General features: G+C 36.5%; 20 protein-coding genes and 2 pseudogenes. 8 read left to right on the forward strand and 14 right to left on the reverse strand.

The window, feature by feature from the left end:
* Positions 1–292 precede the first annotated feature (292 nt).
* From SCALIN_RS23975 to SCALIN_RS11310, 4 genes and pseudogenes are all read right to left on the reverse strand, one after another.
* Positions 293–505, reverse strand: a pseudogene (locus SCALIN_RS23975) (transposase); the annotation flags it as partial.
* Between the two features lie 115 nt (positions 506–620).
* Positions 621–1,343, reverse strand: a complete 723-nt coding sequence (locus SCALIN_RS11300; RefSeq protein WP_162532270.1) for a transposase — start codon at positions 1,341–1,343, stop codon at positions 621–623.
* Positions 1,344–1,609: 266 nt separating this feature from the next.
* Positions 1,610–1,927, reverse strand: coding sequence for a transposase (locus SCALIN_RS11305; RefSeq protein ID WP_096894603.1), 318 nt, complete (start codon positions 1,925–1,927; stop codon positions 1,610–1,612).
* Positions 1,928–1,966: 39 nt separating this feature from the next.
* Positions 1,967–2,542, reverse strand: coding sequence for an REP-associated tyrosine transposase (locus SCALIN_RS11310; protein ID WP_096894604.1), 576 nt, complete (start codon positions 2,540–2,542; stop codon positions 1,967–1,969).
* Positions 2,543–2,587: 45 nt separating this feature from the next.
* On the opposite strand from SCALIN_RS11310, the gene SCALIN_RS11315 reads away from it, so the two are divergent.
* Complete coding sequence (locus SCALIN_RS11315; RefSeq protein ID WP_261341025.1) at positions 2,588–2,908, forward strand: DUF5615 family PIN-like protein; 321 nt, start codon at positions 2,588–2,590, stop codon at positions 2,906–2,908.
* Positions 2,909–3,125: 217 nt separating this feature from the next.
* Here the strand turns inward: SCALIN_RS11315 and SCALIN_RS11320 are convergent, their stop codons facing one another.
* The 3 genes from SCALIN_RS11320 to SCALIN_RS22185 all read right to left on the reverse strand — a co-directional run bounded on the left by SCALIN_RS11320 (position 3,126) and on the right by SCALIN_RS22185 (position 4,587).
* Positions 3,126–3,533, reverse strand: coding sequence for a HEPN domain-containing protein (locus SCALIN_RS11320; RefSeq protein WP_162532271.1), 408 nt, complete (start codon positions 3,531–3,533; stop codon positions 3,126–3,128).
* The gene (locus tag SCALIN_RS11325; RefSeq protein ID WP_096894595.1) at positions 3,526–3,840 is read right to left on the reverse strand and encodes a nucleotidyltransferase domain-containing protein; all 315 of its coding nucleotides are present in this window, start codon (positions 3,838–3,840) and stop codon (positions 3,526–3,528) included. Before SCALIN_RS11325 ends, SCALIN_RS11320 begins: the two co-directional genes overlap by 8 nt.
* Before the next feature lie 570 nt (positions 3,841–4,410).
* Positions 4,411–4,587, reverse strand: coding sequence for a hypothetical protein (locus SCALIN_RS22185; RefSeq protein WP_162532272.1), 177 nt, complete (start codon positions 4,585–4,587; stop codon positions 4,411–4,413).
* Positions 4,588–5,246: 659 nt separating this feature from the next.
* Between SCALIN_RS22185 and SCALIN_RS11335 the strand changes: the two genes are divergently transcribed.
* Positions 5,247–5,555 (forward strand): hypothetical protein, encoded by a 309-nt coding sequence (locus SCALIN_RS11335; protein ID WP_096894608.1) that lies wholly within the window; start codon positions 5,247–5,249, stop codon positions 5,553–5,555.
* Between the two features lie 2 nt (positions 5,556–5,557).
* On the forward strand, positions 5,558–5,893 hold the full coding sequence (locus tag SCALIN_RS11340; protein ID WP_096894609.1) for a hypothetical protein: 336 nt from the start codon (positions 5,558–5,560) through the stop codon (positions 5,891–5,893).
* Positions 5,894–6,369: 476 nt separating this feature from the next.
* On the opposite strand, the gene SCALIN_RS11345 is transcribed toward SCALIN_RS11340, so the two are convergent.
* The gene (locus SCALIN_RS11345; RefSeq protein WP_096894610.1) at positions 6,370–6,630 is read right to left on the reverse strand and encodes a transposase; all 261 of its coding nucleotides are present in this window, start codon (positions 6,628–6,630) and stop codon (positions 6,370–6,372) included.
* Positions 6,631–6,695: 65 nt separating this feature from the next.
* Here SCALIN_RS11345 and SCALIN_RS11350 point away from each other — a divergent pair, with 65 nt between their 5' ends.
* Positions 6,696–6,899 (forward strand): hypothetical protein, encoded by a 204-nt coding sequence (locus SCALIN_RS11350; RefSeq protein WP_096894611.1) that lies wholly within the window; start codon positions 6,696–6,698, stop codon positions 6,897–6,899.
* Positions 6,900–7,103: 204 nt separating this feature from the next.
* Positions 7,104–7,343: a putative transposase gene (locus SCALIN_RS23980; protein WP_420885431.1), complete on the forward strand. Its 240-nt coding sequence runs from the start codon at positions 7,104–7,106 to the stop codon at positions 7,341–7,343.
* Here the strand turns inward: SCALIN_RS23980 and SCALIN_RS22745 are convergent.
* The 4 genes from SCALIN_RS22745 to SCALIN_RS11370 all read right to left on the reverse strand — a co-directional run bounded on the left by SCALIN_RS22745 (position 7,276) and on the right by SCALIN_RS11370 (position 9,184).
* Positions 7,276–7,470: a hypothetical protein gene (locus SCALIN_RS22745; protein WP_096894612.1), complete on the reverse strand. Its 195-nt coding sequence runs from the start codon at positions 7,468–7,470 to the stop codon at positions 7,276–7,278. The two genes, SCALIN_RS23980 and SCALIN_RS22745, sit on opposite strands and share 68 nt — an antisense overlap.
* Before the next feature lie 61 nt (positions 7,471–7,531).
* Positions 7,532–7,888, reverse strand: coding sequence for a transposase (locus tag SCALIN_RS11360; RefSeq protein ID WP_096894613.1), 357 nt, complete (start codon positions 7,886–7,888; stop codon positions 7,532–7,534).
* Positions 7,889–8,166: 278 nt separating this feature from the next.
* On the reverse strand, positions 8,167–8,364 hold the full coding sequence (locus tag SCALIN_RS11365; protein WP_203415453.1) for a DNA adenine methylase: 198 nt from the start codon (positions 8,362–8,364) through the stop codon (positions 8,167–8,169).
* Positions 8,365–8,542: 178 nt separating this feature from the next.
* On the reverse strand, positions 8,543–9,184 hold the full coding sequence (locus tag SCALIN_RS11370; protein ID WP_096894614.1) for a class I SAM-dependent methyltransferase: 642 nt from the start codon (positions 9,182–9,184) through the stop codon (positions 8,543–8,545).
* A 463-nt stretch (positions 9,185–9,647) separates the two neighbouring features.
* Here SCALIN_RS11370 and SCALIN_RS11375 point away from each other — a divergent pair, with 463 nt between their 5' ends.
* Complete coding sequence (locus SCALIN_RS11375) at positions 9,648–10,004, forward strand: helix-turn-helix domain-containing protein (RefSeq protein ID WP_162532273.1); 357 nt, start codon at positions 9,648–9,650, stop codon at positions 10,002–10,004.
* A gap of 140 nt (positions 10,005–10,144) precedes the next feature.
* Here the strand turns inward: SCALIN_RS11375 and SCALIN_RS11380 are convergent.
* Positions 10,145–11,261 (reverse strand): IS3 family transposase gene (locus SCALIN_RS11380; protein ID WP_096894616.1). Its coding sequence is split into 2 segments (ribosomal slippage): positions 10,145–11,008 and positions 11,010–11,261, totalling 1,116 coding nucleotides; the frame shifts between segments, so codons are not numbered across the junction.
* Between the two features lie 60 nt (positions 11,262–11,321).
* On the opposite strand from SCALIN_RS11380, the gene SCALIN_RS11385 reads away from it, so the two are divergent.
* Together SCALIN_RS11385 and SCALIN_RS11390 are read left to right on the forward strand one after the other, a co-directional pair.
* Positions 11,322–11,657 carry a transposase gene (locus tag SCALIN_RS11385; protein WP_261341026.1) on the forward strand — a complete coding sequence of 112 codons (336 nt, stop codon included), beginning with the start codon at positions 11,322–11,324 and terminating at the stop codon, positions 11,655–11,657.
* 18 nt (positions 11,658–11,675) lie between these two features.
* Positions 11,676–12,182: pseudogene (locus tag SCALIN_RS11390) on the forward strand (transposase); the annotation flags it as partial.
* Positions 12,183–12,580: 398 nt separating this feature from the next.
* Here SCALIN_RS11390 and tnpA read toward each other — a convergent pair.
* Positions 12,581–13,018: an IS200/IS605 family transposase gene (tnpA, locus tag SCALIN_RS11395; RefSeq protein WP_096894619.1), complete on the reverse strand. Its 438-nt coding sequence runs from the start codon at positions 13,016–13,018 to the stop codon at positions 12,581–12,583.
* Positions 13,019–13,285 lie beyond the last annotated feature (267 nt).

A 13,285-nucleotide genomic window follows, 5' to 3' on the forward strand; every position in this document is an offset into this window, starting at 1 on the left:
CCATCTATTAACTATAATTCAAAAGCCATGAACTATCAGCAATCTCCTATGAACAAATAACTATGTCTTTGCCGTATTCTGCTTTCAAAGTGACCACTATTTTCCTTGTATTACATTCTGACTGTTAGGATGAATATCAAAGTTAAAAAAGCTACCTACTCCCCTCAACATACTCTAGTGCTTAGTTGCGAGAACTGGCCTTTTTTCCGAAAAATCTCTTTTCGCTCGTTTCCTCGTGATAAAATGCACCTTCATATTCAATGCGCAATTGCCTTGTCATACCAAAACAATATCATATCACTTTATTTATGTCAATATGTTGTTCACTATTCAAGATGTGACACCATGACCTGCTTTTCGATATATTTGGTCTGTTGGTCCTGAGCAATAAATGATAGTGATTGCCCATGAGTACATATGCAAAGATGTCAACAGAAAACCTTGCAGACATTTCACCAAGTATTTCTGTAAACAAGCTACGGTCTTTATCATCCCGGAAAATCTCTTTTCGCTCGTTCCCTCACGATAGAACGTGATAAAATGCACCCTCATATTCAATGCGCAATTGCCTTGTCATACCGAGACAATATCATATCACTTTATTTATATCAACGCGTTATTCACAATTCAAGATGTGACACCAGTTCCCACCCATATGATGCGTTATCTCTAAGTCGGACAACAAAGGAACTTGATTTTCGGATAATCTTTTCCAGAAATTTATATTTTGCATAAGCAGCATCTAAGCAATAAAGTTTGCCTGGTGCTAAAACTGACTCAAGTTTAGCTATCTCACTCTCATTAGCGTTGGTAACTTGAACTTGAAGAGGAGTACCTTTATGGATACTAAATTCTAAATGCATTTTTACGGCCCGATGGTCTTCGTCAAGCCATAGTGCCCATAGCATTTTTGGGAGTGCTTTTAGTAAGCTGCCATCAAAAGCAACAAGATCCATATTGAGTTTATCTAAACGATCGTCAAGTTTCAGGGGACTGACATCACGTACAAGATCGTTGATGATTGGTCTCAGGAGTTGTGGATCAAATACATGACTGGCTTCTGACATGCTGCCAAGGCTGGTGCGTTTGATACCAAGCTTTTTTTGTACATTATCTAATTCACTTGCATGTTGGATAGATCGTAGTCCCGTGAAAGTTGGATTGAAGAAATAGAGTAATAGCAGGCTGACATATTGATCGTAATGTAGTTGTCTATTGTGGCAATCCGCATGAGAGTGAAGTCTGCTCAGGAGAAGTTTGAAGGATCGTAGGACAGGGAGTCTTTGTATGGTATTAACACGGTTGAGTTCTTTGTCTATATTATCAGTGTTTCCCCTATTCATAATGGTAATTACTAACATGAGAGGGGAGAGAAATCAAGTATATAAAATGCATAAACTATTAATATGTCATAAGTTATGGAATTTCACGATTTATGATATTAAAAATATTTCAAATAACTTTTCAACGAAGCAGTTCAAGTAGAAAAAAGCAGAAAAGAATTTTTGAATACCTGCCTGCAGTCTGGGTGGGAGAGTAATGTTAAAGAAGTTCTGAAGGAGCACAATTGAGGATGATGGGCGTGAACAATTCTGATGGAAAGGCGTACTCAAAAATCGTGCCGAACAGTATTGTCGCTGTCCCTATTTGTAAAATGCCTTATGTTAAACCGTCGTGTATAGGCAACTCCTAACCACTGCATGCTTTTCGATATATTTGGTCTGTTGGTCCTGAGCAATAAATGATAGTGATTGCCCATGAGTACATATGCAAAGATGTCAACAGAAAACCTTGCAGACATTTCACCAAGTATTTCTGTAAACAAGCTACGGTCTTTATCATCCCGGAAAATCTCTTTTCGCTCGTTCCCTCGCGATAGAACGTGATAAAATGCACCCTCATATTCAATGCGCAATTGCCTTGTCATACCGAGACAATATCATATCACTTTATTTATATCAACGCGTTATTCACAATTCAAGATGTGACTCCAGTTCCTTTCAGATCTCACAAAACCTCTATACTCTTTTTCAGCATCCCTCTTTTTATCTCCAAATTGTTCTAAGATACAGTCTGTTGTAAGGCAGTTGTACGGTTTCTCAAAACCAGCTGTGGCTTTATAACTACTCCATTTCCATTCTTTAGGTGACGTTACTGCTCTTGCCCTTACAGGATTCAAAACAATATATCGACAAACTTCAAGAAGATGGTTTTCCTTTTGTATTAATATGGCTTTATATCTTCCCTGAAATACATGACCAGTCTTTTTGTTTCGCCTGTTATATCTTTGTGTATAAATACCGTTTAATTGTCTCATCCCTTCTGATAGATTACCATCTGGAGTTTCTATAAGTAGATGGTAATGATTATTCATAAGACAATATGCATGGCAAAGAAAATTATATTTCTCATTAACTTTCGCCAATGTATCAAGAAATATCTTACGGTCATCATCACCTGCGAATATTGATTTCCTTGCATTTCCTCTGGATGTTACATGATATAAAGCGCCATCATATTCTATTCTTAATGGTCTGGCCATATAGGATGTATATCATATAATTAATGAATTATCAATATTAAAGACCTGACCCCTTTTTTCGATGAACATGTTCACAGTTCCGTTGTAAAAGGATTAAGGTCCCGAGGCATTGATGTGTTAACAATAAAAGAAGCCGGGATGTTAGGTGCAACAGATACTGACCATATCGCATTAGCAAAAAAAGAAGGAAGGGTAATTTTTACTCAAGACGTAGACTTCCTTCGTCTTCATGCTAAAGGTACAGAACACTGCGGTATTGTTTATGCACAGCAACAGACACCCATTGGCGAGATAATACGTTGTTTAACCCTTCTCCATCAAATTCTTGATTACAATGATATGCAAAACCACATCGAATTTTTATAATATGACAATCTTCAATAAAAAAGTGTCTGTCCCTTATTTGTTACATCACATCCTTTGCGTGAGAACTTTTTCAATCGTAAATACCAGACAATTATACTTACCTGTCAATTGAAGCCCCGCCCTTTGCTTTCAATGTTGTTTTACATTCTGACTGTCAGGGAGAATATCAAAAATCAAAGATGTGACACCTTATCTATTAACTAATTAGACAAAATCATCAAGGATGTACTTCTTCTGGTAATTTTTTAATGACAGATGTGTAGATCGATTCAGAGGCCTTAATTGCCTCATTGAATTCGTCTATTTCCGGCTCCAATATTTCTCCGGGATAGCGATATAAAGTTGCGTAAGGAGTCAAAAGTTCTCCATTATCCAGTAGTGCCGAAACCGAAGGATCTGCTGAAGTTGCCAAATTTATCAGCACTTGCAAATCATGTGTCTTTTCAAACCGTTGATCGTGAAAAACGAGAAAGCCTTTAATAGCTTTCTCTGCAGCCTGCTGACAGTGATAGATTGCTGTATCCAGGTAGGGGTTATCACCTTCTGAAAGTTTTTTTGCTGAAGCATTATCATGCTGCGCTTTTATTAGCCAGTTGCGCACAAGTTCCTTTTTGCCCTCATCCATAAAGCACCTTACCTTGTTCAAGAACCTCGCATTCAAGAGATGCATGAACGTTACGATACTTTTCAATCTCTGCATGTGTTTTAACAATAATATCCTTTGGAATATTTAGTCCTCTTAGACATCGATGTGCAAGCACAGATCTCTTTGTTGGAGAAATATCACTATCGCGTACAATCACCATTATATCAATATCACTGTTTTCATCAGGTTGCCCCCATGCATGAGAACCAAAAAGGATAATCTTCTCAGGATGAAACTCAGCAACTAGTTGTTGAGTAATTTTTTTTATTAATTCAGAAGTCAACATTATTATAATTTTACTTTGTGCATTGTGTCTTGTCCTGAAATAGGCTGACAAACATAAGGACAACTTTAGTATAAAGGAAAGGGTAAGGAACAAGACAATAAAAAATAACAATTAGTCCAAGGAATTACAAAGTGCTTTAGTATACCATTATTTAACAGCTAAGTCATCAGCAGACCCCATATTAAACACTCACTCTTTATTTCTTTGTAAAACATGGTATCAAAAACAGAAAACATGACGTCACATCTTGAATTGTGAATTAGCCTTTTCGAATATTTTTTTTATTTGTGAGTCTTTCCTTAAATTCAATTTTATATTGCTTACTTGTTTGCTGACGGAAGAATAACTAATATTAAATATTTTTTGCAATTTCATAATTCCTGTATAAACCTGTATTCCATAATAATAATATCAGTATGTCACGTTTATCTTTATCTAAGCCGCTTATCCTCTTCGGATTAATGAGACTACTGATATCGCATTCTAAAACTGAAGCAGCCTTTCTTATTGTTGTGTTCAAATCTTCCTCTCTTGGTTATTGCGGTTTGTGATGAATTCCTGAATCCGGCTTCATTTTTGAAATGTATTTAGACTTAATATGATCTGATACTCTTTGCTCCCAAAAAGCAAACCATGCCCAACATCCTCCCATATCCCCTTCTCCTCTTTGAAAAAATTTTGAACTATTTCCTTATACCCCCGGTTTTTATCTTTTCCAGGGATTTGAGAAAGAAAAACAACTGTCATTAACCATTCTTGAAATGGTTTTCCATAGACAGATATTTTATTTCTACTCCACTGGCAAGCTACCAATCATCTTACAACCGCTGCCCTTACTAGATTCCGATGAATATAACACGATAGTAATACAAGATATTTATCATTTTCAATGAGAAACGATCTGAACCGCCCCTGACATAAATGCCCACTACAACAAATCCTTATGTTCAACCGTCGTGTATATCTGACTCCTAACCACTGCATGCTAATCGATATATTTGGTCTGATGGTCCTGAGCACTAGATGATATCGATCTGCCCATGAGTACATATGCAAAGATGTCAACAGATCAACCTTGCAGACATATCACCAAGTATCTCTGTATACAATCTGAGGTATTTATCATCCCGGGAAAATCTCTTTTCGCTCGTTCCCTCGCGATAGAACGTGATAAAATGCACCTTCATATTCAATGCGCAATTGTCTGTCATACCGAGACAATATCATATCACTTTATTTATGTCAATATGTTATTCTCTATTCAAGATGTGACACTTTTCCTCACATTGGGATGTATTTCGCGAAGGAAAATGTTTTGCTTGTATATACCTATTTTGATACTATTAACAGCATTAAATTTAATTCTCTATATTTTCAAGGATATATAATATTAACTGAGGTAAAGCATGAAAGCAATCAACCTTTCAGAAAAGGTGTATGACAAATTAAAAATCATTGAAGGGAAGGAAATCGATGAAAAAATTTTTCACCTCCTAGAAACCAATGCTCTTTTGCGACTAAAGGAATGTGAAGAGCAAATATTCAGATTTGAAGCCAGATATGGGATGGATTATAAAGACTTCAAGACCGCTTGGGAGAAAGGAGCTATAAAACGTAAGCGTTCTCATCCGGTAGAGAGAGATTTTATGGAATGGGAAGGATTTGAGTCGGAAAGGAAAAAGTGGCTAAATACCTTGAAAGAAATTAAAGATTAAGCATGTATGCAAATATAGATGATTTTGTAGAAGATCTTAACAAGTTAAAAAAGGAATATTTGCCAAATTCAGAATTAGAAACTGTTTATAAAAGAACAGACAAAGTAAGCATTCGTATCACAATATCTTCTTCTATCTTTATTGATGTTTATGCTAACATAGAAAATAATAGATACGATCTTAGTTTAATCAAGGATAATCAAAGGGTATTCGGTTATGATAACTTAGAAAGTTGGCATTATCACCCTTTGAACAAACAAGACGACCATATTGAAATTGACGAACCTTCCTTTAATAAAATTTTCAATGAACTTACTAATCTAATTCATATTTTATGAGTTTTCTAACAGATGGTTCCATACCTGATTTTTTTTTAGCTAACTAATGGTTACTATTATTATTAATAGATTTAGGTAGTCACGATGAAGTATATTAATAAAGTAAAACAGAGTGCCTATCACCTCAATTACTCAATCCTGCGTCTCTATCTATTAACTATAATTCAAAAGCCATGAACTATCAGCAATCTCCTATGAACAAATAACTATGTCTTTGCCGTATTCTGCTTTCAAAGTGACCACTATTTTCCTTGTATTACATTCTGACTGTTAGGATGAATATCAAAGTTAAAAAAGCTACCTACTCCCCTCAACATACTCTAGTGCTTAGTTGCGAGAACTGGCCTTTTTTCCGAAAAATCTCTTTTCGCTCGTTTCCTCGTGATAAAATGCACCTTCATATTCAATGCGCAATTGCCTTGTCATACCAAAACAATATCATATCACTTTATTTATGTCAATATGTTGTTCACTATTCAAGATGTGACACCATGACCTGCTAACCACTGCATGCTTTTCGATATATTTGGTCTGTTGGTCCTGAGCAATAAATGATAGTGATTGCCCATGAGTACATATGCAAAGATGTCAACAGAAAACCTTGCAGACATTTCACCAAGTATTTCTGTAAACAAGCTACGGTCTTTATCATCCCGGAAAATCTCTTTTCGCTCGTTCCCTCGCGATAGAACGTGATAAAATGCACCCTCATATTCAATGCGCAATTGCCTTGTCATAGCGAGACAATATCATATCACTTTATTTATGTCAACACGTTATTCACTATTCAAGATGTGACACCATGACCCAACACATAGACACGGAAGATCCTCCAATGGCAAAGAGATTCAAGGCAATAATGACACGTCGTCCTTCAGTTGAGCGGATGATAAAGCGCTTGAAGTGTGATATTGGTGATGATCGTTTAAGCAAGAGAGGGAATCTTGCGTTTCAGGCATACCTGGACAAGACGATGATTGCTTTTCATCTGTTGTTACAGAATTAAATTGGTGATTTTTAAAGTAAAAACAAAAACCGTAGGAGAGGTGTTTTCAAATTTGCAAATTATCTCCATTGTTGGTGCTGTGCAGTTTTATACTGTCTTCTTTTAACGTAATTTTGAAGTACGATTGAAAAAAATTTTTGCATCAAGCGCTTTTCGTGCGAGTTTATGCGGAGGCTCTATAGAGCAGAGACAGCTATGGCAACAATGATCGAGCCAAAACTATCACAGAGGAAGACAACAAGGGTGTTGTTACGGCAGATATTTTCGACAGAAGTAGACATTGAACCAGACAGAGAAAACAAGATATTAAATGTATCACTTCATAGTCTAAGCAATGAGAGGTCAAACAAAATAGCACTTAAACTTTGCAAGCAACTCAATGAAATAGAAACAGTTTTTCCTGGCACAGAAATGCGGCTTGTTTACAAATTGGTCTCCTTGTAAAGTCACCGAAGTCAGGATGTGTGATCTTACGGTCATCATCACCTGCGAATATTGATTTCCTTGCATTTCCTCTGGATGTTACATGATATAAAGCGCCATCATATTCTATTCTTAATGGTCTGGCCATCTAGGATGTATATCATATAATTAATGAATTATCAATATTAAAGACCTGACCCCTTTTTTTTTTAACAAGAAAGTGCTAAAAGATATTTATCATTTTCAATGAGAAATGATTTGAACCTCCCCTGAAATAAATGCCCGCTACGACTATGCCTTATGTTAAACCGTCGTGTATAGGTAACTCCTAACCACTGCATGCTTTTCGATATATTTGGTCTGTTAATCCTGAGCAATAGATGATAGTGATTGCTCATAAGTACATATGCAAAGATATCAACGGAAAACCTTGCAGACATTTCCCCCATTATTTCGGTAAACAAACTACGGTCTTTATCATCACGGAAAATCTCTTTCCGCTCGTTCCCTCGCGATAGAACGTGATAAAATGCACCCTCATATTCAATGCGCAATTGCCTTGTCATACCGAGACAATATCATATCACTTTATTTATGTCAACGCGTTATTCACTATTCAAGATGTGACACCACGACTACTGCTCCCTCAGAGTACAATAATATTATTTTTGAACGTTCTACCCTTTGGGCAGTTTCTGTTCGTGATCGGCTTAATTCTTGTAAATAAGATTTTTCTTCTCGGTTCAAAATGATAAGTGGTCTTTTTCTGATAAATGGCATATATACCTCCTTTCTTGAGGTTAGTATGCCACAAAAAGAACCATATTGCAATGTTATTATGGAATCATTGTACTAGTGGTTTAACATTCGTCCACATTTCAACAACATCCTGGTCTAATTCTATCCCAATATTACTTCTGGCAGGACGTTTGTTCCGCATAACTGCGCCACCGCCCAAATGTGTCTCTATGTAGACATCATGGGGTGGCATAAGATTGATTAACTTTTGGAATACTCCTCCTTTGCCTCCTGAATAATTCATAAAAGCAGTATCGCTGAAAAGAAAGAGGATGTCAAGATGTTTTTTTATATTTTACAAAATAATGGGAATACTCCCCATCTCGTTATATAACAATATGTTAGTTCGGCCCGACCCTGGCTGGCTTAATGGATAACGGGAAAAACAATTGTCGTTAGACAGGAAAAATAATTTACGTGAGTCACAATCCTTTCTCTCTTATATCTAAAGGGCTAAAAACAAGTATAATAGTAGTAGTATTATTATCTGCTAAGTACTCTTCAACAATAGTATAGTTCTTTTCTATCAATTTTATAATTGAATCTTCTTTACACCTATCATACATTCTCACAATAAAGACACCATTTTTTTGTAAATAATTAGCGTATCTATCCAAAGTTCCCTTAATTTTGCTTCTATTTATATAATTTAACGATTCTCTAAACAAAATCACACCATATTCCATTGTGGGAACATAGCTTAATATATCAGAAGTTATGAATTCACATATTGAATGTTTTTGGATATCCCTTATACTACATCTTTGAATAGCTTTTTGAACTGCGATCTCAGACACATCAACGCCTGTGTAACGTTTGTATATGTCAGTATGAAGATGCAATGCTGTATCACCACTACCGCAACCTAAATCTAAAATATCTCCATTCTTTGAATACTTATTGAGGAAAGTATATATTATATCTCCGCTAGCTGTTTTTTCATCTGTCTCAAGAAAGTCCCAGTTTCCATTACTATATTCCTGATCCCATACATACTTCCTTGCCTTCCCACCACCAATTCTTTTTAAAATTACATGAAAAGCTCTACGCACAATATTCGTCATATTTTAATCCTCCGTATATGTCACAATATTTATGTGGGTTGATAAACACACGTGAATGTAGTCTAAGTGCTCTATCACATCTACACCTTTGTACTCACTTAATCTGTATAATAACATGCCTATTTGCTCTCTTAATTTACCATACACTATATTACACCACTTCTAGTGAACGCAAACGTGATGATACTTGTAGTCCAATACTATAAGTAACAGTTTATTTCATTTTTAAACCGTTCTGTTTTTTTGCAGATTTTCAAGCATCCCAGAATGCAATATACAGTTAGAAGTTATGATTATAAATTCTGTATCAACTCCTAAGGTCTAACCATAAAATTACATTAATGGAAATGAAAGCATCTAGACTACTTAAAAAAAACTAATAAGATTTTATGTTATATACCAGTCAAGAAAAATAATTAGGAATTATTTAAATCGTTATAAAACAGGCGAACTAAATGCGCTATTGGATGATAACTATAAAGGATATAGTGGCAAGTTACTCAAACCAGAAATAGAGCACTTAGATAGTCACCTCAATGAAAATACCTACTTAAGAACTCAAGACATTGTACTTTATGTTACCAAGAATTTCAAAGTAGAATATAGCCTTAGTGGAATGAAAGATTTGCTTCACAGATTGGACTACGCATACAAAAAGCCAAAGTTGGTACCAAGAAAACCAGATGCAAAAGCTCAGGAAGAATTTATTGAATCTTACAAAGAATTAAAGAACACCAAAAGAGCCAATGACCCTGTTTACTTTATGGATGGAAGTCTGAGGTGGCCGGGTTTGTCAAGACCATTTTATGCTATTTTTTAGATGCATTACACACTATCAGTACAACACAAAAAAGTGTAACGGAAGGAGCCCGTAGGGCGACTGGAGTTACACTTTTTTGCAAATCCACAAACCCCTCCCCATTGTCTCGTTTTCTTATCTAGAAATAATTTTTTATGGTATTATTTTTTTTTATATCCTCCATAATGTACTTCAATCGGAGTCTTGTATCCTAACGATTGATGATATCTACGGTTGTTATAAAACAAAAAATAACGGCTTAAACCCTCGCGGGCATCTTTATATACCTGGTAGTTTTTTATATACACCTCCTCATACTTCACACTCCTCCAAAGCCTCTCGGTAAAAATATTGTCAAACACTCGACCTCGTCCATCCATACTGATCTCTATCCCACTACTTATGAGGATACCAGTAAACTCATTACTCGTAAACTGTGATCCCTGATCACTATTAAACACCTTCGGACAACCTCTCTCTAAGGCATCCTGCAATGCTTCCACACAAAAACTTACATCAAGAGAGTTACTTAAACGCCAGGACAAAACGTAACGACTGAACCAGTCAATAATGGCGACAAGATATAAAAACCCCTGTCTAAGCCGAATATACGTGATATCAGTACCCCACACTTGTTCCGGAGAATCAATCTCCCTATCACCCAGTAAATAGGGATATATCTTATGTTCCGGGTGTTTCCTGCTTGTTTTTACCCTGGGATAGATTGCCCGTAATCCCATTTGACGCATGTATGCAAGAACCCTCTCTCTGCCTATTTCAAAGCCTTCACGTCTTAATCCCTCATGGATCTTTCGGCTTCCATAAAAAGGACATTCTGTAAATATCTCATCTATACGGCGCATTATCCGTAGGTTGTCTTCTGATATCTTTACCGGCTCGTAATAATAATTTGATCTATGAAGATCCAAAAGTTCGCACTGCCTGCGAATACTTAACTTACCACTCCCAAATTCTATTAGCCGTCTTTTCTCTTCAACCTTCAAACAACGCAGCTTTTTTTTTAAGCCATTCGTTTTCTACCTTCAGTTGACCGATCTGTCTATACAACTCATCAACCAACCTCTCATTTTCTTTGTTATCCTTCTCCCGTTTTCCCTTGAAGGTTTCTTTCACTCCACCTAAAGCTCGTTTACGCCAATCCGTTATTTGTGTCCTATGTACTTCGTATTTCGATGACAACTCCGCTATAGTCTTTTCTTCCTTAATTGCTTCCAATGCCACCTTCGCCTTAAATTCCGCATTAAAACCCTTTCTCATTTTCGAACCTCCTTTTTGATATTTTAACATCAAAAATGCATCTTAGCTAGTGGTCCGAAAATCCCAGTCCATTATAGTCATCCGCAACATAACAGCGTTGCTGTGTTCGGCTGGATCAAAAGAGGAAAAGTCAAAGAACTTAAGAGCAACACAGGACGCCAAAGACTCAATATCAATGGTGCTTTTAATATTGATGAATTAAGTGCCATAGTTGGTTATGATCATTCTATAAACGCTCAGTCCACGATATCTCTGCTCAAAAAGATTGAATCAAAACATCCGTCTTCGGGCGCTATTTATACAATTTGTGACAATGCAAGGTATTATAAATCGAAAAAGGTAAAAGCGGGTCAACCTCTTTTTTTTGGAGAAAAATCGTTCCTAATTTTTATGTGATAATATCAACATTAAAAATACATTCGAATGCATCATGGCTGGGTTTATTTGACCCCTGTTATTGATTGGTATAGTCGCTATGTATTGAGCTGGAAGGTCTCAGTTACCTTGGAACCATCCTTCTGTGTTGAGGCATTACAATGTGCTCTATCGGAAGGAACTCCGAGTGTCTTCAACACAGACCAAGGTAGTCAATTTACATGCAACAATTTCACCAGCGTATTATTGGAAAGAGGTATTCAAGTTAGTATGGATGGCCGTGGCCGGTATCTTGATATTATTTTTGTAGAACGTTTATGGCGTACCGTCAAAGTGGAAGAAGTTTACTTAAGGGATTACGATACTGTGACTGAGGCAGTGTATTATCTTGGCCGCTATTTTAAATTTTATAATTATGAAAGGTTACACGAATCACTGGGGTACCAAACCCCAGCCGAGGTGTACTTTGGGGTTTTTGCCCCTCCAGTCGCCCTACGGGCTCCTTCCGGAGCAAAAGCCCCCAAAGTCGGTGATAAGTCCATCTAAAAAAGTTAATATTTTTGTCTAGCCCCAGTTTACAAGTTATGTCCGAAGTTTAGCAATAATTGTTCGTAACTTGTTGCATCGCAATACATTACCACATTCAGCACAAGTATTACCCTACTGAAATACACTTGTCTCCTTGAAGCACCTTCTGAGAAAACCCCTTATATGCATTATATAGTCAAGCAATATTCCTTTTTTTATTGACAAACAACACTGCCATCTCTATTATGCGTATTACCCTACTACAATATATAGACAAAAGGAAAATGATATGGCTTCTTTAATCAAAAAAGTAAAGAATCCACCTGCATAGCAGGTGGCTTTGGAGTAACCCCTATAAGGGGATAAAAATGCCTTCCTCCCAAAGGAAGCAAGGTTGAGTTGCCCCCATGATAAAGTTAAAATTTAAATTTCTGTTGTGCTTCTCCCTGACTCTCTTTCTTTTCTTGATACTTCACATATTTGAGAATCTTTTCCGCATCTAAACCTACTGTGTCAACACAGTAACCTCTTGACCAGAAATGATTACCCCAATAGGGTTTCTGCTTCAAATTCTTAAATTTATTCAGTACTCGAATTGCTGTTCTACCTTTAACTATGCCAACAAAATCAGATATCGAAATCTTGGGAGGTACCATAACAATCAAGTGAACATGATCAATCTGAATACTTAGCTCTATAACTTCACAACCTTTTTGCTCTGAAAAAGCCCTTATACACCTGTTTACTTCATTTGCAACTTGACCTGTCAGAATCCTTAAACGATACTTCGGTGTCCAAAGAATATGATATTGACAATGCCATAACGCATGCGATAATCTACGAAATCGACTCATTTGTTACTCCTTTGTTGATGTTGTGGGGACAACTCAACTCAGATTGTAACAATGAGTCTTTTTATTTGGCAAAGCCTTTGTTCTCTGACCACGACCAAAGGTTGAGGTGGCCGGGTTTGTCAAGACCATTTTATGCTATTTTTTAGATGCATTACACACTATCAGTACAACACAAAAAAGTGTAACGGAAGGAGCCCGTAGGGCGACTGGAGTTACACTTTTTTGCGAATCCACAAACCCCTCCCCATTGTCTAGTTTTCTTATCTA

The sequence above is a fragment of the Candidatus Scalindua japonica genome, from assembly GCF_002443295.1.
Taxonomy (GTDB): Bacteria; Planctomycetota; Brocadiia; order Brocadiales; family Scalinduaceae; genus Scalindua; species Scalindua japonica.

What these genes read in the sequence shown, in the direction of transcription:
- SCALIN_RS11300 (WP_162532270.1), bottom strand. Translation starts at nt 1,343, where the DNA reads ATGAATAGGGGAAACACTGATAATATAGACAAAGAACTCAACCGTGTT.
- SCALIN_RS11305 (WP_096894603.1), bottom strand. Translation starts at nt 1,927, where the DNA reads ATGACAAGGCAATTGCGCATTGAATATGAGGGTGCATTTTATCACGTT.
- SCALIN_RS11310 (WP_096894604.1), bottom strand. Translation starts at nt 2,542, where the DNA reads ATGGCCAGACCATTAAGAATAGAATATGATGGCGCTTTATATCATGTA.
- SCALIN_RS11320 (WP_162532271.1), bottom strand. Translation starts at nt 3,533, where the DNA reads ATGGATGAGGGCAAAAAGGAACTTGTGCGCAACTGGCTAATAAAAGCG.
- SCALIN_RS11325 (WP_096894595.1), bottom strand. Translation starts at nt 3,840, where the DNA reads ATGTTGACTTCTGAATTAATAAAAAAAATTACTCAACAACTAGTTGCT.
- SCALIN_RS22185 (WP_162532272.1), bottom strand. Translation starts at nt 4,587, where the DNA reads ATGACAGTTGTTTTTCTTTCTCAAATCCCTGGAAAAGATAAAAACCGG.
- SCALIN_RS11335 (WP_096894608.1), top strand. Translation starts at nt 5,247, where the DNA reads ATGAAAGCAATCAACCTTTCAGAAAAGGTGTATGACAAATTAAAAATC.
- SCALIN_RS11340 (WP_096894609.1), top strand. Translation starts at nt 5,558, where the DNA reads ATGTATGCAAATATAGATGATTTTGTAGAAGATCTTAACAAGTTAAAA.
- SCALIN_RS11345 (WP_096894610.1), bottom strand. Translation starts at nt 6,630, where the DNA reads ATGACAAGGCAATTGCGCATTGAATATGAGGGTGCATTTTATCACGTT.
- SCALIN_RS11350 (WP_096894611.1), top strand. Translation starts at nt 6,696, where the DNA reads ATGACCCAACACATAGACACGGAAGATCCTCCAATGGCAAAGAGATTC.
- SCALIN_RS23980 (WP_420885431.1), top strand. Translation starts at nt 7,104, where the DNA reads ATGATCGAGCCAAAACTATCACAGAGGAAGACAACAAGGGTGTTGTTA.
- SCALIN_RS22745 (WP_096894612.1), bottom strand. Translation starts at nt 7,470, where the DNA reads ATGGCCAGACCATTAAGAATAGAATATGATGGCGCTTTATATCATGTA.
- SCALIN_RS11360 (WP_096894613.1), bottom strand. Translation starts at nt 7,888, where the DNA reads ATGACAAGGCAATTGCGCATTGAATATGAGGGTGCATTTTATCACGTT.
- SCALIN_RS11365 (WP_203415453.1), bottom strand. Translation starts at nt 8,364, where the DNA reads ATGAATTATTCAGGAGGCAAAGGAGGAGTATTCCAAAAGTTAATCAAT.
- SCALIN_RS11370 (WP_096894614.1), bottom strand. Translation starts at nt 9,184, where the DNA reads ATGACGAATATTGTGCGTAGAGCTTTTCATGTAATTTTAAAAAGAATT.
- tnpA (WP_096894619.1), bottom strand. Translation starts at nt 13,018, where the DNA reads ATGAGTCGATTTCGTAGATTATCGCATGCGTTATGGCATTGTCAATAT.